Consider the following 26,148-nt stretch of genomic DNA (forward strand, 5'->3'; position numbering starts at 1 on the left):
GCCGCATTGTTTGAATTTTGTAAGGAGAGTTATTTTTGATGCTGACAATTTGTCATTTATAAATTATATTTTGTATTTTTGAAACCCCAATAAAATTGAATAATTGATGATTGATTTACAGCTTACGGAAAAGAAACACGATGAAGAGCGCCAGGGAGAGGCTTTACTTTTAGAAACTCCAAAAAAAGGCGACGGCAGAAAACTGTACATTGAAAGTTATGGTTGCCAAATGAATTTTGCAGATAGCGAAATCGTTGCATCAATTTTAGCTGATACAGGTTTTGAAACTACTGGAGATTATCATCAAGCAGATGTTATTTTCATCAACACCTGTTCTATTCGCGAAAACGCTGAAACTCGTGTTCGTAATCGCCTCTCACAATTTGGTGTAGAGAAAAGAAGAAACCCGAAATTAATTGTTGGCGTTTTGGGCTGTATGGCCGAGCGTTTAAAAGCTAAATTCTTAGAAGAAGAAAAATTAGTGGACGTGGTTGTTGGTCCAGATGCTTACCGTGATTTACCTGGGTTAATTAGCCAGGTAGAAGAAGGACATAAAGCAGTAAACGTAATTTTATCTCGCGAAGAAACTTATGCAGATGTTAGTCCGGTTCGTTTAAATAGCAATGGCATTACTGCTTTCGTAACCATTATGCGTGGGTGTGACAACATGTGTTCTTTCTGTGTTGTACCCTTTACTCGTGGTCGTGAGCGCAGCAGAGACCCATTTTCTATCATTAACGAATGTAAAGATTTATTTGAAAATGGCTATCGCGAAGTTACTTTGTTAGGGCAGAATGTTGATTCATATCATTGGACAAAACCAAAAGCTGACCAAGCTATAACAAATGATTTGGCCGACGAAATGAATACTTTAACCGGCGATGCCTTATTGGAGGCTTTAACTAATAAAACCGATTTACCAGGAACACGTAGAGATGAACACCTAATTGCGGAAGAGGGATCGATGAACTTCGCTCAATTATTGGCTTTGGTTGCTGAAATTAGTCCGAATTTACGAGTTCGTTTTTCTACTTCACATCCAAAAGACATTACCGACGAAGTTTTATACACCATTGCTAAATACGATAACATTTGCAATTACATTCACTTGCCTGTTCAATCGGGTAATTCGAGGATTTTAGCTTTAATGAATCGTACTTATACCCGCGAATGGTACATGAACAGAATTGATGCCATCCGCAGCATTATACCAGGTTGCGCCATCTCGGCTGATATTATCGCAGGGTTCTGCACCGAAACAGAAGAAGAACACCAAGATACGTTGAGCATTATGGATTATGCGAGATACAATTTCGCTTACACCTTCTCCTACTCAGAGCGCCCTGGAACTTTGGCTGCTCGTAAATACACAGATGATGTTCCAGACGATATTAAAGCCCGTAGATTGGCAGAAATATTCAAAAAACAGCAAGAAGATTCATTGGCTTGCCTAGAAGATTTTGTTGGTAAAACAGTTAAGGTTTTAATTGAAGGTTACTCTAAAAAGTCAGACAAAGAGTATAGGGGTCGAAATGACGAAAATGCGATGGTTGTTTTTCCAGTTACCGATTCAGTAAAACCAGGCGACTATGCAAATGTTTATATAGAACGTTGCACATCTGCTACACTTTTAGGAAGAATAGCCTAAGCTTAAAGAACAAGGATAAAGAAGCAACAATTAGCAATGCCGTCTTGATACTTGATACTAAATACTTGATACTAAATGGATATACAAGATATAAAAAATAGGTTCGGGATAATTGGTGGTTCGCCGCTGTTAAACCGTGCTATAGATACTGCCAGACAAGTTGCCCCTACAGACATGTCGGTATTAATTACCGGAGAAAGTGGTAGTGGTAAGGAAGTTTTTTCTCATATTATCCATCAAATGAGCACTCGTAAACATGGTGCTTTTATTGCGGTAAACTGTGGTGCAATTCCAGAAGGCACAATAGATTCAGAATTATTTGGTCACGAAAAAGGCTCTTTTACTGGCGCACATGAAGCTCGTAAAGGTTATTTTGAAGTTGCCAATGGCGGAACGATATTTTTAGATGAGGTTGCCGAATTACCATTGGGTACACAAGCTCGTTTGTTACGTATTTTAGAAAGTGGTGAGTATTTACGTGTAGGTTCTTCTAAGGTTCAAAAAACAGATGTACGTATTATTGCGGCAACAAACGTTGATGTTTATAACAGGGTAAAATCTGGAAAATTTCGTGAAGATTTATACTACAGGTTAAACACTGTTCCATTGCGCATTCCGGCTTTGCATGAACGCAAGGAAGATATTTATTTATTGTTCCGTAAGTTCTCTGCAGATTTTAGCGATAAATACCGCAGTCCGGGGATTCAGTTAGAACCAGAAGCCATTCAGATTTTAAGCAATTACAGCTGGCCAGGAAATGTTAGGCAGTTGAAAAATATTGCAGAGCAAATTTGCGTTCTAGAAAAAGACAGAAATGTAAGCGGACAAGCTTTGTTAAATTATATTCCGAATGAACAAGGAAGTAATTTACCGATGACGCTTAATGGAAACAGCAAAGAAGATTTTTCTGAAAGAGATATTTTGTACAAGGTTCTTTTCGATATGAAAAAGGACATGATGGAGTTGAAAAAATTGGTAGCAGAGATTATTCAGAATGGTGGCAATACATCGCATATCATGGCAGACAACCCTCAGTTCATTAATCAGTTATATCAAGAAGTTGATATGCCTAACAACAATGAGTCAACTTTAACAATTAAACATCCATCGCAAAATGCGCCAACAGAATATAACTATGCACATGATGCCGAGGAAGTTGAAGAATCATTATCCTTAGTAGATAAAGAATCTGACTTAATTAAAAAAGCATTAAAGAAACATAAAGGCAAACGTAAATTTGCTGCACAAGAATTGGGTATTTCAGAACGTACATTATACCGTAAGATAAAAGAACTTAACCTATAACCATGAGGAAAATCATATTCATTTTAGCAGTTGTTATTTCACTAAGCGGGTGTTATACATTTAAAGGTGCTTCTATCCCACCAGAAATGAAAACAATTAACATTTCACTTTTCGAGAACAAAGCACCCTTAGTAATCCCAACTTTAAGTAATGATTTTACTGAATCCTTAAAAACTTATATCCGTAATCAAAGTAATTTAACTATTACGCAACAGCAAGAAGCAGATGCAAGCTTTACGGGTGAGATTGTAGATTACAACATTAAACCAATTGCCATACAAGACAACACCAGACCGGTTGCTGGTGCCAATCGCTTAACCATAACTGTTAAAGTTAAATACATCAATAACATTAAGGACCATGAAAAAGAAGGCTTTGATGAAAGCTTTACAGCTTTCACAGATTTTTCGTTAGCAGGTCAATCTTTGCAATCCATTCAAGATAAATTGATTAAGGAAGTAAACGTAAAGCTTACCGAAAATATATTTAATCGTGCTTTCGCACAATGGTAACAATATCACATTTCAATTATTAACTTAGCAACATGGAGCTAGATCTACATACTAAACAACACCTCGCAAATTTATTGGCAAAACCAGTTATGGTTTCGTCAGCAGATACCGATTTGTTGTCAGATTTAGTTAAAAAATATCCTTATTATCAGCCTTTACATTTATTATTAGCTAAGGCCAATGCAAACGATTCTACTTTAGCAACTGCAGCTTTATATAATGGTGGTGCTTTGTTGCATCAAGTCATTTATCAAACAGAAAGTTTAATTACCAGCAAATTAAATTTAGTTCCTGTTGACGCCATCAAGGCGGATGAAAATCAAACCTACGAGCAGATAGAAAGTGTAGAAGATTTGGAACTTGCCGAAACTTTAACAGATGAGCAAGAAACTTTTGAGGAAATCACTGAGATAAAGGCAAGTCCTGTAACTGAGGATAAGGTTGAGACTGAGGTAGAAGATGAGGTTGACGAAGAAGTTTACGAAGAAATAGCTGAGTTAAACATTACTCCGGCAGTAGAACCTGAAAAAGAAGAGGAGAAAACTTTTGAAGAAATAGCTGAAGTTGACACTGCTGCTTTTGTTCCTGTTTTAACTAAGGCTCAGGACGAGATTAAGATCAAAGATGAGGTTAAGGAAGAAAGTTTGCCTGATCAATTAGCAATAGAAAGTATTGTAGCATCAGACTTTTTTGCATTCGAAAAAAGCTTTACTACTGAAGTTTCCGCGACACCAAAAAGCGAGACTAAAGTATTTACACATCCAGAAGAGTACGACCAAGAAGCAGAAGCGCAAACGGTTAGCAAATACGATGATGATAAATTGCCTTATACCTTTTTATGGTGGTTAGCAAAAACACGTGCAGCGCATGAGCAGATTTTTCAACCTTATGTTACGCCGAAAAAGACTAACAACACTCCTGCTGTTCAAGGCGAATTACAGCAACAATATGTGGAGCACATCTTCCATTTGCAAACACCATTTAATATTGCCGATGAAGCTAATAAAGGACCGCTAAACAAGCAAATTGTACATAAAGGGACCGATATTATAGATTCGTTCATTAAAAACGAGCCACAAATAAGACCACCAAAGGCAGAGCAAATCAACAATGAGAACAAGGCAAAGAAAAGTGCCGAAGACCATAACGATCTAGTTTCAGAAACTTTGGCGGCAATTTATATCGAGCAAACGCTTTACCACAAGGCTATAGATACTTATGAAAAATTAAGTTTGAAATTTCCAGAAAAAAGCCGTTACTTTGCCGACCTTATTCAATCTCTAGAAAAGAAAATTTAACAACATAAAATACCATGGTAACCTTTTTAATCATTTTATTAATTATTTTTTGCATCGCATTAGGCGGATTTGTTTTAATACAAAACCCAAAAGGTGGTGGTTTGGCTACTGGCGGTTCTGGCAGTAACATGTTTGGCGTACAACGTACTGGTGATGTTTTAGAAAAAGGCACTTGGGTATTGTTAACCTTAATTGTAGTTTGTTCATTAGCAATTACCACTGTTGGTAAATCTGGTGGTGGTGCATCTGCAGGCGCTTCTAAAATTGACGATAAGATCAGCAAACAAGCTAATCCTTCTATTTTGGGTGGCGGTACTAAATCTGCTACACCAGCTGCAACTCCTGCAAAAACTGCAGATACTACTAAAAAATAATTTCATTAAACGAAATAGTGAAAACTCTTGAGCGAAAGTTCAGGAGTTTTTTTGTTTTAGAAGTTCGTCCCTTGCAAACAGGAAAGCCGAACGGCAACTAATCGTAAAATAATATAAAAGCGTAACCCTATTTAACTAACGCTAAGACGGATCACTTTCAAAATCTGTGAACCAATTCCATATCTATTTTCAATTAGGGTAACCTTAGGTTTAACGATAACCGAATAGATTTACCACTTACCTCAATGTTACTCTCTTACTATCTAAGTCCATAGTAAGTCCATATATAATCCATACTAAGTCCATATATTAATAATAAAACTTGGACTTTATATAGATTTTATATACATTTATGATGAAGATTTATTACAGCAATGTTCCTGTGTGATAATTCTAGTTATTAGCGAGCGTAATAATATCTACCTAGTCCACAACTTTTGCACATGATCAGCTAAGATCCCAGCCAAGCTTCAGACTACACCTAATATTGCTATACCTAGGCGCCTATAAAAACGAAGGATAAACGTAAGATGAACGAAGGATGGACGTAGGATGGAACTTGTAACACTAAGGCTAAACTAATGTAGGGTTAACCTTTTGCCACATTGCCCCTACCCTAAGCTCCAAACACCTTGATTCGCATTTGTCAGTTTAATCTCTGGTGGGTATTATAACTATCAGTGTTCGGAAGATTAAAAACTAACCACATAGGCACATAGTTGATACAGAAGAAACTGCTCAATCCTATGTTTTCTATGTCTCTACCTGCCGGCAGGCAGGTGTGGTTAAAAAATCATTAATAAATTTGTTCCGAACAACTGTGGTGTTATCACCAATCAGATGTTCTAATTATACAAACTATTAGCCAATCTAAATCTTATACAATCGCTAGCGCAGCGTTAATCGTTTTTTTAAGGGCTGTAGTTATAACCTCTTTATAAGCATTAAAATTTTCTTCTTTTGCTAAATCTGTGTCGCTTTCTTTTAGCGTTTTTTTAGCCAGCTTAATAGCCTGTAATTCTTCAGTGTAATGACTTGTAAATACCTCAGGCTCTTTGTTCTTTAAAATTCTAATGGTATGAGAATACTCTTCATGAGTATGTAACAATACATCAAGACTTTTTTCGATGTAAATACTAACTCCATTTAGCTTAGCCAATAGCTTCTCAAGCTTTACTCTTTCTTTTGTGTAACCCATAATGATGCAAATATACACTCTATCAGTAAATTAAATTCTTAATCGAAATAAGTTTAATTTCATTACGATGCCCCGTCGAACTGAATATGAGGGTAGTAAATAATATTAACCTCTGGTTGGTGGATCACCAACTATACTTACCGATAAAAAAAATAGTGGATTGGTGATAATACCAGCGAAAAGTAAAAATACCTGCTATCGCATTACGATGCCCTCCCGATAACTATCGGGACGAGCTGAGCATGACGGCAACAGTAACCCCTATTTAACCGAAACTATCTTGAAATAAGCTGAATGATCCAAATCATCATGTTACATTTTTTGGTTAAGGGCAAGAAATTAATAAGGCTACCTCATCATCACTTTTTTTCCTGTCTTGGCAGATTCTTTTGCTGCATTTAAAATCTTTACTACAATTAAATTGTTTGCTAATGATGATAAATCATTTACAGGTTTAATTTCCCCTCTTAAAACTGCCGTAACATAAGGCACATAATCTCTGTAGTTTTTTTCAGACTGCTCCAGTTTTAGGATGTCATAGTTATTATTTCCGTTTTTGCTACGCAAGGTATTTCCATTTACAGCCTGTAAATAACCCTTCTTGCCAAAAACCTCTAAGTCCTTAATGCTAAATGGCCAATTCCATGATGCTTCAACAATTCCAGTAGCATTTGGGTATTCTAAAATAATGGTAGCATCATCATCTACTTTAGGGTAAACAGTAGGTTTGATTTGATGCGTAACCGCACTAACAGAAATTGGCATTTGATTATTCATTAACCAAGTCATTAAGTTAGCGCCATAACAACCAAAATCTGTTAAAGCTCCTGCCCCGTTCTTTATTGGGTCTGTTAGCCATTCTAAGAACTCAGCACTGCACCCTATTTCTTTAGGCCCTTGATGTCCATCGTGTACTATCATTTTTACTACATCGCCAACTGCATTTGCCTTTACTTGTTGGTACACATTTTGATTGCTAGCATACCAAGTAGTTTCATAATTGGTTAATACCTGTATGCTATTATTTTTGGCCAAGGCAACAATTTCTTCAGCATCTTTTACGGTTGTTGCCAATGGTTTTTCTACCATCACGTTTATTTTTAGAGGCGCACAAACTCTAACTACATTAATATGTTCAGAAACCGCATTAAATGCCATTACCACTTCTGGATGCTTATTTTTAAGTAAAGCTCGCAAATCTTTGTAAAACAGAGAATCTGGAATTTGATAGCTCTTTTTGAATTTGGCAACTAGGACTGGATTAGCTTCGGCTATGCCTAAAAGCTTTATGGTTCCTTTTTTATAATGCTGTAAAATTCCATAAATATGATCATGACTTAGCCCAGCAATAGCAACTTCTAGTGGTTTTACCTCCTGAGCTTTTATTTGGCTTAATGTAACCAATAACGCAATTAGGAATAGTATTTTTTTCATTTTGAATTATTTATCAAGTAAATGTTAATTAGGCATTTCAAAAGAAGGCGGAACGGCATCTTTATCCGCAGCCCATATCTTGTTAGGATTTTTGCCCATCACTAATTCCAAAACTCCTCCTTTCATTAATTCTTCATGGCTAAACCATGCTTTATTCCAAACCTTCCCATTTAATTTAGCGCTTTGAATGTACTTATGACCCGATGAATAGTTTAAGCAACTAACCGTAAAAGTTTTTCCATTACCCAAATCCAAGGTTGCTTTTTCAAAAACCGGACTACCTATTACATACATTGGTAAGCCTGGTGTAACGGGATAAAAACCAATTTGAGAGAAAACTATAAAAGAAGTCAGTCCGCCTCCATCTTCATCACCGGGTATACCCATTAAATCATTTCTAAACCATTGGTCAAGCAATGTTCTAACTCTTTTTTGGGTATGCCAAGGTTGTCCAGCATAACTATACAGATATGGGATATGCATGGCTGGCTCATTTCCCATAGAAAACTGGCCAACATTACCTGTATGATCGGCATAAGTTTGATAAAAATCTGGACGACCTCTGCCCAACGGTGTACTGAACATATTTTCTAAAGCACCAATAAATTCATCTTTTCCTCCAATCAAGTTGATCAAGTCTGCAATATTGTGTTGTACATCAAAACGAAAAATATATCCTGTGTTTTCATCATAGGCGTCTCTACCACCAACTGCTGGCGGAAAACGATAATCTAAATTTGGCATGAAATTACCAGTAGAATCTTTAGGGTGAAAAAACTTGGTTTCAGGGTTAAACACCTTACGATAGTTTTTACTGCGAAGAGAAAAATAATCAGCATCTTTTTTATCACCAATTGCTGAAGCAATCTTAGAAAGGCACCATTCATCATATACTGTTCCCAAGGTTACAGCAATAGGTTGTCTACGTTCCCAACCATGCACTTCTGGTACAGTTTCTTTTTCACCAGCAGCCAAAGAAGGGAAATAACCTTTATCCTTATAAAATTGATCTAATATTCCGGCTGGTTTTGAAGACCATGGCGCCAAGGTTTTTTCTGTAATTGCTGCCTTAGCCACAGCATAGGCTTGTTGTAAGTTAAAGCCTTTTAATCCTTTTGCATTCGCATCTGCAACCATAGCTACCGCATGGTTAGCATTCATTCTTCTGCTATCTCCTGTTACTTCTGGAAAATTAGGCATCCACGCTTTTGGCATTTGCTCTGTCATGGTAACATAAGAGTTAATCATATCGCTTTCCATTTTAGGTTCTATAATAACGCGTAGCGGATGCGTAGCCCTATAGGTATCCCAAATCCAGTCATCTGTATAAAAATTTCTACCACCATCGCTATGCACCTTGCCGTCATAAGCACTATAATAATTTCCATCTTCAGATATAGAAATCATCCTCTCATAAGTACGATAAAGTGAGGTATAAAAAACCACTTTGGCGTTTTCATCCTTTCCGGTTATTTTAATTTTATTAAGCGTTTTATTCCAAATATTTTTACCTTGTTTAGCCAGAACATCCAAATTGTAATCCTTGATTTCTCGTCTTAAATTTTTCTTTGCTTGCTCAACACTAATAAAAGAAATACCATAACGCACTTTAACATTACTTGTATTTACTGGAAACTGAATTACATAAAAGGCATTATTACCTTGTGTCGCATTATTTTCAGATTCAATCTTATCAGCCTTTTGTGTACCAATAAGCGCTGGTTTAACATCCGTTTCTAAATAGATGTATACTTTAGTTTTATTGTCTAGTTGTTGGTAACCACTTATGCTGTGGTCTGTTTTGGTTAGCTCTCCTCTTTTTGTATTGATGATGAGATAAGGAGTCTGTTTTTTATTAGCAAAACCGATAGCGTACATACCAGATTGATGCGATGGAGCATACTTCACATTAACATCTATTTCATCTAAATCTACACTGTAAAAATAAGGCTTGATCATTTCGTTATCATAGCTCAATCTCATCACACTTTTAATATTAGCAATTGATCCTTGGTAAGGACTAAGGTTAAAAGCCGAACTACCACGATGACTGGTAACCACCAATGGTAAACCATATAATAGATTGCTTGTGTAATTTTCTCTTTCGGGATATACACGTAACATGCTATTTGGCAAATGTACCGTTGGATAAGTGGGAACCAATAGATGACTAATGTTACCTATATAGGGATTTACATAATCAACTGGGCTTTTTTCAAGTTGGGCAAAGAGATTTGATGCCATAAAAAGCAATAGCACAAACCATCCTAGAAATTTAATTCTTCTCATACAATCAAATGTATAAAATTAGATTTTAGTTTATAAAACGATTTAGTAATTAATCTTACAAAAAAAGAAGCGTGAAAACCTTAGTTTTTTGTCCTAAGATTTTTTTGTTTCCTGCCAGTCTGACACCTGAAATTATTGTAAAAAACCATAAACTGACAGCAAATGCAAATTTGACAATCAAAATAGTCTTGGCACAAAAACTGATTAATCCAATTCATCGTATTATATTGCGAATTAATTCAATTACAAAAACTAAAAAATAAAAGTATTTATGGCTTTAAACTTTAAACCTAATGCAGACAGAGTAGTTGTTGAAACTGCTGCTGCAGAAGAAAAAACAGCTTCAGGTATCTATATTCCTGATACCGCTAAAGAAAAACCACAACAAGGTGTTGTAGTTGCAGTTGGACCAGGTAGATATGCAGACCAAACCGGAAGTCTGATTCCTTTAAGCGTAAAAGTTGGCGATCAAGTTTTATACAGCAAATATGGTGGTACAGAAGTAACCATCGAAGGCACAGAGTATTTAATCATGAGAGATTCTGACATCCTAGGAACTCTTTAAGAAACGTTGTAACGTTGCAATGTTTAAACGTTGTAATGTTAAGATGAAACATATAACCGTTGGACAAGAAAATATTTCAACTTTCCAACATTAAAACATTCAAACAATATTAATAATGGCAAAACAAGTAAAATATAACGTTGAAGCACGTGACGCCCTGAAAAGAGGCGTTGACATTTTAGCGAATGCAGTAAAAGTAACTTTAGGTCCAAAAGGTCGTAACGTAATTATCGATAAAAAATTTGGTTCACCAGCTATCACTAAAGATGGTGTAACTGTAGCTAAAGAAATCGAATTAAAAGACCCAATTGAAAACATGGGTGCTCAAATGGTTAAAGAAGTGGCTTCTAAAACTGCAGATATTGCTGGTGATGGGACTACAACTGCTACTGTTTTAGCTCAAGCAATTATCACTACTGGTATTAAAAACGTTGCTGCTGGTGCAAATCCTATGGATTTGAAACGTGGTATCGACAAAGCTGTTTCGGCAGTTGTTGCTAATTTAAAAGAGCAATCTCAAGCTGTTGGTGATGACAACAATAAAATTAAACAAGTTGCTTCAATTTCTGCTAATAACGATGATGTTATCGGTTCATTAATTGCAGAAGCGATGAGCAAAGTTGGTAAAGATGGTGTAATTACTGTTGAAGAAGCAAAAGGTACAGAAACTGAAGTTAAAACAGTAGAAGGTATGCAATTTGACAGAGGTTATTTATCTCCATATTTTGTAACTAATGCTGATAAAATGGAAGCGGAATTAGAAAGCCCTTACATTTTAATCTACGACAAAAAAATCAGCAACATGAAAGAATTGTTGCCAGTTTTAGAAAAAACTGTTCAAACTGGTAAACCGTTGGTTATCATTTCTGAAGATTTAGATGGTGAAGCTTTAGCTACATTGGTAGTTAACAAAATCCGTGGTTCTCTGAAAGTTGTTGCTGTTAAAGCTCCAGGTTTTGGTGATAGAAGAAAAGCAATGTTAGAAGACATCGCTATCTTAACTGGCGGTATCGTTATCTCTGAAGAAAGAGGTTATAAATTAGAAAATGCTGATTTAACTTATTTAGGTTCTGCAGAGAAAGTTGTTGTTGACAAAGACAATACTACTATCATCAATGGCGCTGGTCAATCTGAAGACATCAAAGCTCGTGTTGGTCAAATCAAAGCTCAAATTGAAACTACTACTTCAGATTACGATAAAGAAAAATTACAAGAGCGTTTAGCTAAACTTTCAGGTGGTGTTGCTGTACTTTACGTAGGTGCTGCAAGTGAAGTAGAAATGAAAGAGAAAAAAGACCGTGTTGATGATGCTTTACATGCAACTCGTGCAGCAGTAGAAGAAGGTATTGTTGCTGGTGGTGGTGTTGCATTTATTCGTGCAGTTGCTGCTTTAACTGACCTTAAAGGTGTTAACGAAGACGAAAACACTGGTATCCAAATTATTCGTCGTGCTATCGAAGAGCCATTACGTCAAATTTGCGAAAACGCAGGTATTGAAGGTTCTATCGTTGTACAAAAAGTAAAAGAAGGTTCAGCAGATTTCGGTTACAATGCTCGTACTGATGTTTACGAAAACTTAATTGGAGCTGGTGTTATCGATCCAACTAAAGTATCACGTGTAGCCTTAGAAAACGCAGCATCTATTGCAGCAATGTTATTAACAACAGAGGTTGTTTTAGCAGATGAGCAAGAAGAAGCTGGTGCTGGTGCACATCCTCCAATGGGTGGCGGTGGCATGGGTGGAATGATGTAATTCAAACCCCTGAATCCCCTAAAGGGGACTTCCATAATTCACATAAAAACCCCCTCAAAACTTATAAGTTCTGAGGGGTTTTTCTTTTAACGACAATTTCACCAATTCAAAATTAAATTTCAATAGATAAATGGCTATATTTGGGTACCTATTGTTTTACCGTGAAATTAGTCCGAATACTGTTCTTGAGCATATTATGTGCTGTGGCATTCCCTGTGTTTGCTCAGCTTAACATAGGTACAATAGATCCGGGCCCTTATTCACCCGGTAGCACTATCGCTGCTACTTTCACAATAGATCCTGCTACCTGTATAGCTCAAGGAAACATTTTTAGACTCAGGCTTTCTGATGCTAGTGGAAATTTTGCTCCAGGAGTGGTAATAGGAACCTATAATTCATTCTATAGCACTTTTGTAAATGGGATTATTCCGGTGGGCACGCCAGCTGGATTGGGCTACAAATTAAGGATAGAATCATCTTCACCAGTTTTAACTACAGCAGTTTCCAATTCTTTTGTAATTGGAATTGGTAGTGCTGTTGAGGCTAAAATTACTTCAGTACCAATAAGTGCCGCTAACACCGAGACTTTTGGTTTATGTGCAGGTAAAAACAACAATAATTTCGCACTAACTAACGAATCAACTGCTGGGACTATAGTAAGTGCAACAATTACAAATGAAATTTCGGGAGGAGCACCAACAACTTTAGCTTTCCTAACCCCAAATCAAATATTTACAGCTGGTCTAGCGCATTATACCCTTGTAACTAAGGCTTTAATGCTGGATGGAAGAGTTGCAACAAAAGCATATTTCATTATTAATAACCAAACCGTAACAGCCTTTTCAACTAGTGGGAACAATGTAGTTTGTTTGCCTCAGGGAGCGTTAGAGTTTAGCGTAGATTACACTGGTACTGCTGGTATTCAAAAAAACTTCCCAGGAGACACGTATGTAGTAAATTGGGGGGACTTAACAACTACTACCTATACTTTATGTGATATTATTCAAAGTGGAGGAAAAGTTTCACATGTTTACACACAATCGTCTTGCGGAAATGTTTTCAGCGGATCCTCGGGCACAGAATACAACGTTTTTGCCGTAAACATTAGCGTCGAAAATCCATTTTGTGGAAAAGTGGGTGCTGCCATTTCATCAACAGCAAAGGTTATTGCTAAACCCATAAACTCGTTTACAACAGTAACACCATCGTGTACTAATACAGCCGTAACATTTGTCAACACATCTTTACAAGGCGAAGATCCCAATACAAACTCTCCTGGTTGCACGCCGAACACTGTATTTTATAATTGGTTTGTAGATGGGGTTTTAGTATGGGCAAATCGACCTATATCGGATAATCTAGTTTACACATTTACTACTAATGGCACCCATACTGTTAGACTAGAGTCAGTAAGTTCTGGCACCTGCGATGCCGATCCATTTGAAATGTCTATTTGTATTCAAGACTCTCCTAAACCATCATTTACGCTTCCCTCAGCTACAATTTGTTTGGGCAGTTCCATTATTCCAACAAACACCTCTATAGTTGACAATACCTGCAGTAATACTGCTAATTATTCTTGGTCTGTATCACCTTCTACAGGTGTATCTTATGGAGGTGGTACAAGTTCATCAAGCCAACAACCAGAATTTATTTTTGGTAATACCGGGGTTTATCAAGTTACCTTAACTATTAGCACACCTTCATGTGGTTCAGTTAGTACTTTATCTCAAAGAGTTGTAGTAAATGAAGCTCCTACCGCCACCTTATCTCCAAATGCAGCGCTGTGTAGTATTAACACCTACGATTTTAACCCTACAACACCAGGACCTACAAGAACTACTTTCTCGGGAACATCATTTGAATTAGCAAATACCTATACCTGGACTATTACTGGTGGAAATTTTGCTTTTACAGGGGGCTCAAATCAGAACACGAAATATCCTTCAATACAATTTCTAGACTATGCAACCTATACAGTTTCTGTAACGCACACAAACAACTGTGGATCAGTAACCGTAAATCAAACCATTTCATTTACACCGGCCCCAACAGTAAATGCAGGAGCGGACCAAGCCATTTGTTTTAATGATATAGTTAACTTAAATGGTTCGGTCACAGGAACAGCTTTAACACGAGTATGGGTTGGGGGATCGGGAATTTTTAGCCCAAATAGAAATGATATAAATGCAACTTATACACCAAGTGCCGCTGAGAAAGCGATAGGACAAGTAACGTTAACATTAAGAGCAACTACCACTTTACCTGCTCCTTGTGATGTTATAGACGACAACATTATTATTACCATTAAACCATTGGTTACTGTAAATAGTGCCAATACAAAATCGATTTGCACAGGCACTGATGTTGCCTATGCTCCAACTTCAGCAACTGCTGGAGCTACGTATGCCTGGACAGCAACTGGGTCAGCTAATGCTGGAGGCTTCACAGCAAGTGGAAGTGGAAATATTAATGATATTTTAACAAATAGTAATCCTACCTCAAATGCAACAGTTACTTATACAATTACACCAACCGGCAATGGTTGCTTAGGAGTTCCATTTACCTTTACCGTTACAATTACCCCAAATCCTATTGTAACCCCAACTGCTGTTAGCCTTAATATTTGCAGTGGACAAAGTGCAGCCATTACTTTAGCGTCGAATTTACCAAATACTAAATACACTTGGACAAGCGCTGCCACGGTTGGTGTTTTAGGGAGTAGTACTAATTCAACACCTACCTCAGCCAATACAATTAATGATATTCTTGTTAATAACACAACTACTTCTGGAACTGTCGACTATACCATTACCCCAATTTCAGATGAAGGATGCCCTGGAACTCCAGTAACCATAACAATTACTGTTGAACCTCAGCCAACCACACCAGATGCAGGTGCAGATGAAAATATTTGTAATGCAACAAGTTTTACACTTAAAGGAAATCAACCTACAGTTGGCACTGGCCTTTGGACACAAGTAAGCCCATTCCCTGGTGTAACTTTTACAAATCCTACTCAATTTGATGGTACGGCGAATGGCCTGCTTCCTGGCAACACCTATATTTTTAGATGGACGATTACTGGAGCGGCTAGCTGCTCTCCAAAAACTGATGATGTTTCCATTACGATAAATCCAATTTCGGTAGGTGGTACAACAGCAGGATCCGCAACAGTTTGTGCAGGTATTAATACCGGCACCATTACATTAAGCGGGCAAACAGGTAACGTTATAAGGTGGGAGAGTTCAACAGATGGTGGCGTAACTTATCCAAATATAATTAATAACACTACAACATCACTAACCTATACCAATCTTACCACTACAACCTATTTTAGGGCAATTGTGCAAAGTGGCGTTTGTGCCACAGCAATTTCTAGTGCTGCTATCATAACCGTAAACCAAGGTGCTGTTGGTGCCATTGCAGGCCCAGATCAAAATTTATGTAGTGTAACATCTACCGTTCTGGCAGGAAATGACCCTTTAACAAACACAGGTTTATGGACCATCATTTCTGGGCAAACAGGCACTTCTTTTGTTGATGCCAGCAAATACAACACTGCTGTTAACGGATTGGTTGCCGGGCAAACCTATAGTTTCCGTTGGACAATTTCAGGTTTGGCTCCCTGCCCTGCAAGTAGTGATGATGTAATTGTAAGAATAGACCTTCTATCTGATGGTGGAATAACTACGGGCAGCACAGCTGTCTGTGCCGGCAATAGTAATGGTCAAATCACAGTAAGCGGTCAGGTAGGAAGTATTGTAAGATGGGAAAGTTCTACTGATAATTTTGTAACTACTACCATAATCAACACCACATTACCGACAATAAATTACACCAACCTAAGTACAACTACACAATACAGGGCCATTGTAAAAAATGGCAGTTGTGGTGAAGCTATTTCTACAGTAGCAACGGTAACCGTAAATCAAGGTGCCGTTGGCGCTCTTGCAGGCCCGGATCAAAACTTGTGTAACGTAACGTCAACTGTCTTAGCAGGAAATGATCCCTTAACAAACACAGGATCATGGTCTTTAACTTCTGGGCAAACTGGTGTTACATTTGCTAATGCAAGCCAATTTAATACCGCAGTTAATGGATTAGTTGCTGGTCAAACTTATACATTCCGTTGGACAGTTTCTGGCCTAGCTCCTTGTCCTGCAAGTAGCGACGATGTAGATATTAAGATCGACCTCCCTTCAAATGGAGGCATGACGGCGGGTAACACTTCCGTTTGTGCAGGAAATAGCAATGGCCAAATCACAGTAAGCGGGCATGTAGGGAACATTGTAAGGTGGGAAAGCTCTACAGACAACTTCGTAACTACCTCGGTAATCAATACAACATTACCATCCATCAATTACGTAAATCTAACTACAACCACACAATACAGAGCCGTAGTAAAAAATGGAAGTTGCGGAGAGTCACTTTCTACAGTGGCTACTGTAACTGTAAATCAAGGTGCTGTAGGGGCCATTGCAGGCCCAGATCAAGATTTATGTAATGTAACATCTACTATTTTAGCTGGTAATGACCCTTTAACCAATACTGGCTCTTGGACATTAATTTCAGGACAAACAAGCGTAACATTTGCTAATGCCAGCCAATTTAACAGCGCAGTTAATGGATTAGTTGGTGGTCAAACTTATATTTTCCGTTGGACAATTTCTGGTGTAGCGCCATGCCCTGCAAGTAGTGATGATGTTATGGTTAACAATTTATCAGCACTGCAAAATAACATCATTTCCACTTCAGCTACTACTAATTGTACTGGTCAGGCAATTACCTTAACAGGAAGTTTACCAACTGGTGGAAGCGGAACTTACAGTTATGTTTGGCAGAGTAGCCCAACAGGTGCCGCACCTTGGACAACCATAACCGGACAAACTGCTCGAGATTTAAATATAACTGTTTCTGCAAATTTATCGTACCAAAGAATTGTAAGCAGTGGTGCGTGTTCAACAACAAGTAACATCATCACTATAATTGCCTTACCTCCTATTGCTAATAATACCATTGCTGCAGATCAAACCATTTGTTTAACAACAACTCCAAATACAATTACAGGCTCTCAGCCAACTGGTGGAGATGGAACTAGTTATACTTATAGTTGGGAACAAAGTACAGATAATGGAAACACTTGGTCTGTTGTACCTGGCATTAATACACAAACTTATAGTCCACCTGCCATTACGCAAACTACATTATATCGTCGCTTGGTTGCAAGTTCAGTTTGTGCTGGTTCATCACAAAGCATAAGTAATTTGATTAGAATAACCGTTAACTTAAACGCCAGAGCAGAATTTACCTATACAAATGATATTGGTTGTAACCCTTATTTAATAGATGATAATAATATCAAAGCCATTCCTTACCCAGCCCAAAATGCAACATATACTTGGTATGCAAATGGTGTAATTATTGGTACTGGATTAACTTTCCCTGGCTATACGATTGCTACAGATAACGCAAGTGTAGTTATAAGATTAGTTACTACCAGTAGCCTTGGTTGTCTCTCAGATGAAATGAGCCATACCTTTACAACTAGGCCAAATGTTACTGCATCTTACACACAATCTACTGCTCAAGGTTGCGGGCCATTATCTGTTACTTTTACAAATACCACTGCTATAACAGCAGGATTTACATTTGAATGGCGAATAGACAATGTACTTGTTTCCGTTACTGCAGATCCTGGCACACTAACATTTCAAGCAGATCCAGCTGGCAAAGACAAGGTATATAACATCAGTTTAAGAGTTACAACACCTTGTGGTTCTAACACCGCAACTTCAACCGTAACAGTTAGACCAATGCCAGTTGCAGCATTTTTACCTTCTACAACAATCGGCTGTTCTCCTCTTGCTATAGTCTTCAAAAACACATCGCCTGGCTCTAATACCTTTTATAGTTATGATTTTGATGATGGCACTACATCTCCTGCTACAACAAGCAAAGCAGATGTAAGCCATACTTTCATAACAGATGTGGTCAGAGATTTTAATGTAAAAATGACTGCTACGAATGAATGTGGAACAGATGTAAGGAGCATTATTATTAGGGTTTCGCCAAATACAATTACCCCTGCCTTAACCGTAAACGGAAATCAACTGAGGGGCTGTGCTCCCTTTACAGTTGACTTCATTAACAACACAAAAGGAGCGAGCCAATTTACTTATACTTATGGAGATGGCGTTGTGGACATAGTAAACACCTTACAAACAGAAGTTAGATCGCATACTTTTACAAGGGCTGGAACTTACACAGTTACCATGGTTGCAAATAATGATTGTTCAACGGCTTCATCACAAGTAACTATTATTATAGATCCTCAACCAATAGTTGCTTTTAAAGCAAACATAACTACAGGTTGTACTGGTTTAGCGGTTAAATTTACCAATAATACAGTTGGTGCAGTTAGTTACGCTTGGGACTTTGGCAATGGTAACACTTCTCGTGATGCAGAACCAATATTCACATTTAATACCATTGGGCAGCATGACGTTACGTTAACTGCCTACAGTGACAGAGGTTGTCCAACTGTAGTTACAATACCAAATTACATTACAATCGTAGCTCCACCAAATGCTGCATTTGCAATTTCCCCAGCAGCGGTAACCAGCATACCAAATTATACTTTCAAGTTTACAGACGAGAGTACCAATGAACCCCAAACCTATAAATGGAGCTTTGGCGATGGTGACATTTCCTTACAAAGAGATCCTTCACATACTTATCGAGATACAGGAACTTATTTGGTTACCATGAGAACTTACAATGAATATGGTTGTGTAGATAGTCTTCAGAAATACGTACAAATTGTAGGTGTTCCGGGTTATGTGTATGTGCCAAACTCATTCATCCCGGGAGGCACAAGCTCTGAATTGCAAACTTTTACTGCCCTAGGTTCTGGCATTAAAAGCTGGAAAATGCAGGTATTTAACAAGTGGGGGCAGGTACTTTGGGAAACCACTAAGCTAAATGATGGCAAACCTGTTGAAGGATGGGATGGAAACTATAAAGGTATGCCCCAACCCCAGGGAATTTATTTCTGGAAAATAGATGTAGAACTGGTTAACGGCACAGAATGGAAGGGAATGACTTTTGGGAAATCTGTTCCAAAGCGAACGGGCGAAATATATTTAATTAGATGATGAAAAGGATTTTTGTGGCGATTTTAAGTATTGGTTTTTGCTTTGGGTTTTTAATCACCAAGGCTCAGGACCATGTATTCTCTCAGTTTTTTAATGCGCCCATCTATTTAAATCCATCACTTACTGGTCAATTCGATGGCGATTTAAGATTAAACATGATTTATCGAAACCAATGGAGTTCGTTAGGAGGGGATCTTTCCTACATCAATGCATCTGTTGATGTTGCTGTACCTAAACTTGCTGGTGGTGTTGGTCTATCCTTTAATAGAAGTAGCGAAGGCGTAGCCTATCTTACAAAAAACAACGTTGCCGCCACTTATTCTTATAGTGTTGGTGGCGATGAATTCTTAGCATCTTTCGGTATACAGGCAGGCTTTACTAATAGAAGCATAGATTGGCGAAAATTAGTATTTAGTGATCAATTAGATAGAAGAATAGGTTACGATCCAAGCATAATTTCTTCCGCTCAATTACCAGAAGTTTCTAACCGCTTTTTCTTTGATCCCGCAGCTGGTGTAAATTTTGTTTACCGCAATGCGATGCTAGGGGCATCAGTTTATCACATTAATAGACCAGACGAATCTTTTAGCGGCACACAAGCAAGGCTACCAGCCAGATTTGTAATTAATGCCAGTTTTAAAATGCCTTTAAGTTATAATTACAATTATTTGGAAGACGAAGGTGCTTTTTTAATCCCTTCTGTAGTTTATTACAAACAAGGCAATGTAAGTTCCATTAGTGCTGGGGCACAATTTAAGTACAGAGGTTTTAATGCCGGTGCTTGGTACAGAACCAACCAACAAGGAGGTTCAGATGCATTTGTACTTTCGCTTATTGTAGATGTTTTTCTGCAACGTAGAGATACCGAGAAAATAAGATTTGGCGTAAGCCATGATGCCACAACCTCAAAAATCAATTACACCAATACCAGTGGTACAACTGAAGGTAGTATTGGTTACGAAAAGTATTGGGCAAATAGTACCCGAACCAAAAAGTACAATGGATTAAGGTGTTCTGCTTTTTATTAATCGTGATTAGTTAATTTAAAAAATGCCAAAGGCATTCCCCTTAAGCAATGTCCTTAAACTAAGGAAACAAAATTAAAAAAGATGTCATCCTGAGCGTAGTCGAAGGAATCTTTTTTGATTTTTTAGCTGAATTAAATTAGTCTTCGACTACGCTCAGACTGACAACACCTCTTAACTTACTGCCATTGCCCCTTGGAACAATGACAGCATTTCATAGTTACTGAAGTCCCGCCATACGCTAAATCTTTTTGTTTACCGTCATTTCGACTGCAAGGAGAACCCCAAAGGGCTCAGCGAAGCTAAATCTGTATGTTGGTGATCAACTAACCTAAACCCTGAGGCAAAAACAAAAAGTATTTCTGCTTCTATCGGGTTTAAATACCCGAGGCAGCGTTTCGATAACGTGAAGTAATAAAAATAGCTAAATAAATTTGCGTAGTCAAATGACTTCACATATATTTGTAGTCAAATAGCTACATATGAATTTAAGAAGAGATATTTTTCAAGCCATCGCAGACCCAACCAGAAGGACTATCCTGCTCCTATTGGCATCCCAATCAATGACAGCTGGTGCAATTGCTTCCAACTTCGATACAGCCAGACCAACTATTTCCAAACACATTCAAATTTTAACTGAATGCGAACTTTTGCGCCAAGAACAAAAAGGAAGGGAAATTTCTTACCACTTTAATCCAAACAAGATGAAAGAGATTGCAGAGTGGTTGCTCCCATTTGCCAAAATGTGGGATGACAAGTTTAATAAATTGGAGGCCGTAATGAAAAACTATAAATCGTAGAAATATGGAACTAAAAACAAAAATCCACGCAGAAGATGGCAAGCAAGAAATCGTAATTACCAGAGAATTTGATTTGCCTTTGCAATTGCTTTTTAAAGCTTATGTAGAACCAGAAATTGTTGAGCAATGGATGGGTACAAAAGTGCTGAAACTAGAGAGTAAACAACATGGTTCTTGGCAATTCGAAACGTCAAATCCTCAAGGAATAGTGGTATTTAGAGCAAATGGTACAATCCATGAATTTGTTCCTAACCAAAAAATCACTCGTACTTTTAAAATGGAGAACACGCCATTTCCAGTTCAACTTGAATTTTTAGAATTTGAGCAATTAACCGAAAGCACCAGCAAACTAACCATACACACCGTGTATAAATCAATTGCATTTAGAGACCAAATGTTAGCGTTACCTTTTGCTCAAGGCTTAAATATGGCGCATAATCGCTTACAAGAAATCGTAAATAAATTAAAATAACATATCATGACAAAGAGAAATAAAATTATCTATTGGGTAGCTACAATTTGGCTTGCGCTAGGAATGTTATCAACCGGAGTTGTACAACTCATTAAAATGAAAGAAGAAGTCGATATGATGACTCATTTAGGTTATCCATTATATTTTCTAACGCTATTAGGCATTTGGAAAGTCTTAGGTGTTATAGCCATACTTATTCCAAAATTCCCTTTATTAAAAGAATGGACATATGCTGGTTTTTTCTTCGCCATGTCTGGCGCTATCTTTTCTCATCTAGCTATTGGAGATGGCACTAAAGATTTTTTCGGCCCCACATTATTGTTAATCTTGATTTTAGTATCTTGGTATTTCAGACCTGATGATAGAAAAACCATTTCAATTAAACCATAAAAGAACATGAATCCGAAGGTTGATTTTTACTTCAATAAATCTAAGTGGCAACAAGAACTAACACAGTTAAGAACAATTGCGCTTGATACTGGGCTTACTGAAGAATTGAAATGGGGTTGCCCTTGTTACATGCTCCAAAACAAGAATATTGTGCTGATACACGAGTTTAAGGAATATTGTGCTTTCCTCTTTTTTAAAGGCATTTTATTAAAGGATAGCAAGGGCATTTTAATTCAACAAACAAAAAATGTGCAAGTAGCGCGGCAAATTCGCTTTACCAATCTTTTAGAAATAATAGAAATGCAAGATACCTTGAAAGCCTATATTTTTGAAGCCATCGAAGTAGAAAAAGCTGGGCTAAAAGTACCTTTGAAAAAGACTGAAGCATTTGCCATTGCCGATGAATTTCAACATACGCTAAACACAATACCAGCTATAAAAACTGCTTTTGAGGCATTAACACCAGGCAGGCAGAGAGCGTATTTATTACATTTTTCTCAACCTAAATTAGCTAAAACTAGGGAATCGAGAGTTGAGAAATACCTGCCCAAAATATTGGACGGCAAAGGATTAGATGATTAACAAAGTATCAATACCATGAAAAATAAATTATCACCAGAACAACATACAGAGCTAGTAAACCTATTAAAAGCTCGCTTTGAGAAAAACATGAATCGTCACAAAGACATTGTGTGGGATAAAGTACAAGCTAAATTAGATGCTAGTCCTGAAAAAATGTGGTCGTTAGATGAAATGGAAACTACGGGCGGAGAACCGGATGTTGTTGGTTATGATGAAAAAACCAATGAGTTTATCTTTTATGATTGCTCTGCAGAAAGCCCAAAAGGACGCAGGAGCATTTGTTACGACCATGAAGCTTTAGAAGCAAGGAAAGAACACAAACCTGAAAATAGCGCTATTAATATGGCTGCAGGTATGGGAATTGCACTTTTAACAGAAGAACAATATAGATCATTGCAACAGTTGGGCAATTTCGACTTAAAAACATCTAGTTGGATAGTAACCCCTCCCGCTATTAGAAAATTGAAAGGTGCACTTTTTGCAGACAGACGCTATGATACTATTTTTGTTTACCATAATGGCGCAGAATCTTATTATGCCGCCAGAGGGTTTCGTGGCTCATTGAGAATTTAAGTAACTATAAAGTTTGCTGTTCGAGATTTGTCCCGAAGGGACTCCATTGGAGCAATCTCGAACCTCCTATCTCTGGATTTTCATCCACCAAAATTTAGGTATCCTTAAAACTTTACACCCAAAACACACGTTATTTAAATATTAATTTCGAACTTGTTTTTCAACTCGAGTTTACTATTTATGGATAACATTTTACAAAACAGTCATTTCCTTACGCAGAGCGAAGTCAACAAATTTTTAATAGCAACGTTGCTTTGCGGATTAATTGGTTTAGAACGGGAGTTTAGAAGCAAGCAAGCCGGATTAAAAACAATGATCATGATTGGTTTGGGCTCTACCCTATTCACCATTTTATCTGTGAAGATTGGCTTAAATAGTCAGGATAGAATTGCATCTAATATTGTAACCGGAATTGGTTTTTTAGGTGCGGGTGTTATTTTTAAAGAAGATAATCAAGTAAAGGGCTTAACCACAGCTTGTGTAATATGGATAGTTGCGGCAATTGGAATGGCGGTGGGCAGCGATTATTACGAACAAGCCATCGGTGTAACATTTGTAGTTTTACTAGCGCTATTAATATTCCCTTATGTAGAGAATTTTGTAGAGCGTCGTTTTACCAAAAGAACTTACCGCATTGTAAAAAGATATGAAAATGAAAGTTTAGATGATTATGAAGAATACATCAGAAACTCCAAATTAAAATTAAGCAGGGGCAAGCAAGAATTAGCCAATGGCATTATCAGCGGCAGCTGGACTGCAGTCGGCAGCCCAAAAAACCATCAAAAATTTGTAGACAGAATGCTGCAGGACACAAAAATTATTGCGTTTGATTTTTAAGTGCTGAGAAAAAAACATCTTTTCTTACTTGAAGGGCTAATAACTTTTCATCAACAACCATGGTATGAGACCAACTGTCATGCCAGGGCTTGCATGGATTACCAAATGCACTAAATGCATCAAAAGGAATCGCTCTAATAAAATTTCTAATAATGGCTTTTCCGATACTTAAACTTGAACCATCCTCATCAATTACCCTAGTTCCTGTAATTAGTTTACCTATAGATTTGCCTTGAGAAGCAATTTCAGTAAAAGACATTATAGTACCATAAAATATCATACCAACTATTCGTTCTGAAAGCCCCCCGATACTTGATCCTGATATGAGACCTGGAGATATAAGTTCAAGTGTAAAACCCATCAAAAACAAGACCGTAAAAACCACAACTGAATCTATGAGATAGTTGATAAATCTTTTGCTCATACTTGCTCTACAATATTCTAAATTAAGGCTGTTTTCCTTGAATTCCATTATGAGATACGCTATTTAAGGTTAGTAAATTGCTTTAAATTAGTAAAATATTCCTTTATTAATCCATCTTAAAAACCAAAGTATGTTTCAAATCCTTCACTCCTGTTGGCAAAATGATTTCTAAATTATTGCCTATCTGTTTCCATTTCAAGTTTGATTTTAATCCTAACAATGTTAGTTTTTTAGGCATTTTTGGTGGCGATTTAATTGTAACTTTTGATGAAGCTACATTTTTATCATCTATTAAATAAAGTGCGTAAATATTCCCATTTTTGCTTTTAGTGAAACAAACATTTTCGGTTTTGTAAGGAGCAATTGGTTGAGTAGAATAAATGGCTTCTTTGTTAATTGCCATCCAATTCCCAACTTCTGTTAACCTTTGTAAAACGGGCTCAGGGAATGTTCCATCAGGTTTCGGGCCAACATCTAGTAAGAAGTTTCCGCCTTTGGCAACAATATCCACTAATAAGTGGATTAAAGTATTGGTACTTTTATAATTATCATTTGGCACATAACCCCAAGCATCACCCATTGTCATACAGGTTTCCCAAGGATAATTTAATGGCTTTTCGGGTATCTTTTGCTCTGGTGTTTGGTAATTCTCATATTCGCCATGAACCGTTCTATCTACCATAATTAATCCAGGCTGTTTTCTCCGTGCCATATTGGCTATATTAGGCATATTTATGTCTTGGTCCCAAGCTGGAATTGGTGCACCCCAAGACAAAACCTCTTCATTAACCGTTGCTTTTGGCCTAACCCAACCTCCATCTAACCATAATATATCTACTGAGCCATAATCACTCATTAACTCCTCAATTTGGTTATAGGTAAATTTCTTAAAATTATCCCAGCGTTGTGGATGCAAGCGAATATCATAATTGTTATTCCTGTCTGGTGTTGCGTATCTCGGCCACCAATAGTTTTCATTATGCCAATCTGGTTTAGAAAAATAAGCACCAATCATAAATCCTTCTTTTCTAAAAGCCGAAAAAACTTCTTTGGTGATGTTGGCTTTAGCATTTGTGGCAAAAGGAACATCCCTCCCAGTAATTTTGTAATCTGATTGCTTAGTGTCAAACATTGCAAAGCCATCATGGTGTTTGGTAGTAAAAACCACATATTGCATCCCTGCTTTTTTAGCATAACTAGCCCAAATAGTCGGGTCAAAATTTACAGGATTAAACTGTTTATTAAGGTCGAAATACCATTTTTTATATTCCTCATAATTTTTGGTGCTATCGCGAGGAATCCAGCTTGCATCTTCAGAATTTATGCTCCATGATTCTACAATCCCGGGAATGCTATAAATTCCCCAATGCATAAACAGGCCAAATTTTTTATCTCCCCATTGGGATAATTTAGCCGCCACTTTTTCATCGGTTGGTGCTTTGTAGGTTTGAGAAACCGCTAAAAAACTGATAAAAACAAGACAAAATATAATAATTATTCTATTCATTTAAA

At 37.3% G+C, this 26,148-nt stretch carries 20 protein-coding genes; 15 read left to right on the forward strand and 5 right to left on the reverse strand.

What is annotated here, in order from left to right; all coding sequences use genetic code 11:
• Nucleotides 1-106: 106 nt before the first annotated feature.
• The 5 genes from EZ428_RS00910 to secG all read left to right on the forward strand — a co-directional run bounded on the left by EZ428_RS00910 (nucleotide 107) and on the right by secG (nucleotide 5,137).
• Complete coding sequence (locus EZ428_RS00910) at nucleotides 107-1,648, forward strand: MiaB/RimO family radical SAM methylthiotransferase (RefSeq protein WP_131551231.1); 1,542 nt, start codon at nucleotides 107-109, stop codon at nucleotides 1,646-1,648.
• Between the two features lie 75 nt (nucleotides 1,649-1,723).
• Nucleotides 1,724-2,953: a sigma-54 interaction domain-containing protein gene (locus EZ428_RS00915; RefSeq protein ID WP_131551232.1), complete on the forward strand. Its 1,230-nt coding sequence runs from the start codon at nucleotides 1,724-1,726 to the stop codon at nucleotides 2,951-2,953.
• A gap of 2 nt (nucleotides 2,954-2,955) precedes the next feature.
• Nucleotides 2,956-3,465, forward strand: coding sequence for an LptE family protein (locus EZ428_RS00920; protein WP_131551233.1), 510 nt, complete (start codon nucleotides 2,956-2,958; stop codon nucleotides 3,463-3,465).
• Nucleotides 3,466-3,497: 32 nt separating this feature from the next.
• On the forward strand, nucleotides 3,498-4,763 hold the full coding sequence (locus EZ428_RS00925) for a hypothetical protein (protein WP_131551234.1): 1,266 nt from the start codon (nucleotides 3,498-3,500) through the stop codon (nucleotides 4,761-4,763).
• 14 nt (nucleotides 4,764-4,777) lie between these two features.
• Nucleotides 4,778-5,137 (forward strand): preprotein translocase subunit SecG, encoded by a 360-nt coding sequence (gene secG / locus EZ428_RS00930; RefSeq protein ID WP_131551235.1) that lies wholly within the window; start codon nucleotides 4,778-4,780, stop codon nucleotides 5,135-5,137.
• Nucleotides 5,138-6,014: 877 nt separating this feature from the next.
• Here the strand turns inward: secG and EZ428_RS00935 are convergent.
• The 3 genes from EZ428_RS00935 to EZ428_RS00945 form a co-directional block, all read right to left on the reverse strand.
• On the reverse strand, nucleotides 6,015-6,335 hold the full coding sequence (locus EZ428_RS00935) for a hypothetical protein (RefSeq protein WP_131551236.1): 321 nt from the start codon (nucleotides 6,333-6,335) through the stop codon (nucleotides 6,015-6,017).
• A 348-nt stretch (nucleotides 6,336-6,683) separates the two neighbouring features.
• Nucleotides 6,684-7,769, reverse strand: coding sequence for a Gfo/Idh/MocA family protein (locus tag EZ428_RS00940; RefSeq protein ID WP_131551237.1), 1,086 nt, complete (start codon nucleotides 7,767-7,769; stop codon nucleotides 6,684-6,686).
• A gap of 24 nt (nucleotides 7,770-7,793) precedes the next feature.
• Nucleotides 7,794-10,058: a GH92 family glycosyl hydrolase gene (locus tag EZ428_RS00945; protein ID WP_131551238.1), complete on the reverse strand. Its 2,265-nt coding sequence runs from the start codon at nucleotides 10,056-10,058 to the stop codon at nucleotides 7,794-7,796.
• Between the two features lie 271 nt (nucleotides 10,059-10,329).
• On the opposite strand from EZ428_RS00945, the gene groES reads away from it, so the two are divergent.
• The 10 genes from groES (at nucleotide 10,330) to EZ428_RS00995 (ending at nucleotide 24,212) form a co-directional block, all read left to right on the forward strand.
• Nucleotides 10,330-10,623 carry a co-chaperone GroES gene (groES, locus tag EZ428_RS00950; RefSeq protein ID WP_131551239.1) on the forward strand — a complete coding sequence of 98 codons (294 nt, stop codon included), beginning with the start codon at nucleotides 10,330-10,332 and terminating at the stop codon, nucleotides 10,621-10,623.
• 115 nt (nucleotides 10,624-10,738) lie between these two features.
• On the forward strand, nucleotides 10,739-12,376 hold the full coding sequence (groL, locus tag EZ428_RS00955) for a chaperonin GroEL (RefSeq protein ID WP_131551240.1): 1,638 nt from the start codon (nucleotides 10,739-10,741) through the stop codon (nucleotides 12,374-12,376).
• Between the two features lie 185 nt (nucleotides 12,377-12,561).
• On the forward strand, nucleotides 12,562-19,533 hold the full coding sequence (locus EZ428_RS00960) for a PKD domain-containing protein (protein ID WP_131551241.1): 6,972 nt from the start codon (nucleotides 12,562-12,564) through the stop codon (nucleotides 19,531-19,533).
• Complete coding sequence (locus tag EZ428_RS00965; RefSeq protein WP_131551242.1) at nucleotides 19,530-20,561, forward strand: PorP/SprF family type IX secretion system membrane protein; 1,032 nt, start codon at nucleotides 19,530-19,532, stop codon at nucleotides 20,559-20,561. The genes EZ428_RS00960 and EZ428_RS00965 overlap by 4 nt, the downstream gene beginning before the upstream one ends.
• A gap of 479 nt (nucleotides 20,562-21,040) precedes the next feature.
• Complete coding sequence (locus EZ428_RS00970) at nucleotides 21,041-21,358, forward strand: ArsR/SmtB family transcription factor (RefSeq protein ID WP_131551243.1); 318 nt, start codon at nucleotides 21,041-21,043, stop codon at nucleotides 21,356-21,358.
• A 4-nt stretch (nucleotides 21,359-21,362) separates the two neighbouring features.
• Nucleotides 21,363-21,830 (forward strand): SRPBCC family protein, encoded by a 468-nt coding sequence (locus EZ428_RS00975; protein WP_131551244.1) that lies wholly within the window; start codon nucleotides 21,363-21,365, stop codon nucleotides 21,828-21,830.
• A 6-nt stretch (nucleotides 21,831-21,836) separates the two neighbouring features.
• On the forward strand, nucleotides 21,837-22,220 hold the full coding sequence (locus tag EZ428_RS00980) for a DoxX family protein (RefSeq protein WP_131551245.1): 384 nt from the start codon (nucleotides 21,837-21,839) through the stop codon (nucleotides 22,218-22,220).
• 6 nt (nucleotides 22,221-22,226) lie between these two features.
• Nucleotides 22,227-22,802 carry a YdeI/OmpD-associated family protein gene (locus EZ428_RS00985; protein ID WP_131551246.1) on the forward strand — a complete coding sequence of 192 codons (576 nt, stop codon included), beginning with the start codon at nucleotides 22,227-22,229 and terminating at the stop codon, nucleotides 22,800-22,802.
• A 15-nt stretch (nucleotides 22,803-22,817) separates the two neighbouring features.
• Nucleotides 22,818-23,375: a DUF4256 domain-containing protein gene (locus tag EZ428_RS00990; RefSeq protein WP_131551247.1), complete on the forward strand. Its 558-nt coding sequence runs from the start codon at nucleotides 22,818-22,820 to the stop codon at nucleotides 23,373-23,375.
• Between the two features lie 180 nt (nucleotides 23,376-23,555).
• Nucleotides 23,556-24,212, forward strand: coding sequence for an MgtC/SapB family protein (locus tag EZ428_RS00995; protein ID WP_131551248.1), 657 nt, complete (start codon nucleotides 23,556-23,558; stop codon nucleotides 24,210-24,212).
• Here the strand turns inward: EZ428_RS00995 and EZ428_RS01000 are convergent.
• Together EZ428_RS01000 and EZ428_RS01005 are read right to left on the reverse strand one after the other, a co-directional pair.
• Entirely contained in the window at nucleotides 24,193-24,684 is a 492-nt protein-coding gene (locus tag EZ428_RS01000) for an RDD family protein (protein ID WP_131551249.1), read from the reverse strand. The two genes, EZ428_RS00995 and EZ428_RS01000, sit on opposite strands and share 20 nt — an antisense overlap.
• Nucleotides 24,685-24,742: 58 nt before the next feature.
• Complete coding sequence (locus EZ428_RS01005) at nucleotides 24,743-26,143, reverse strand: alpha-L-fucosidase (RefSeq protein WP_131551250.1); 1,401 nt, start codon at nucleotides 26,141-26,143, stop codon at nucleotides 24,743-24,745.
• Nucleotides 26,144-26,148 lie beyond the last annotated feature (5 nt).

This window comes from Pedobacter frigiditerrae (assembly GCF_004331645.1).
GTDB classification, from domain to species: domain Bacteria; phylum Bacteroidota; class Bacteroidia; order Sphingobacteriales; family Sphingobacteriaceae; genus Pedobacter; species Pedobacter frigiditerrae.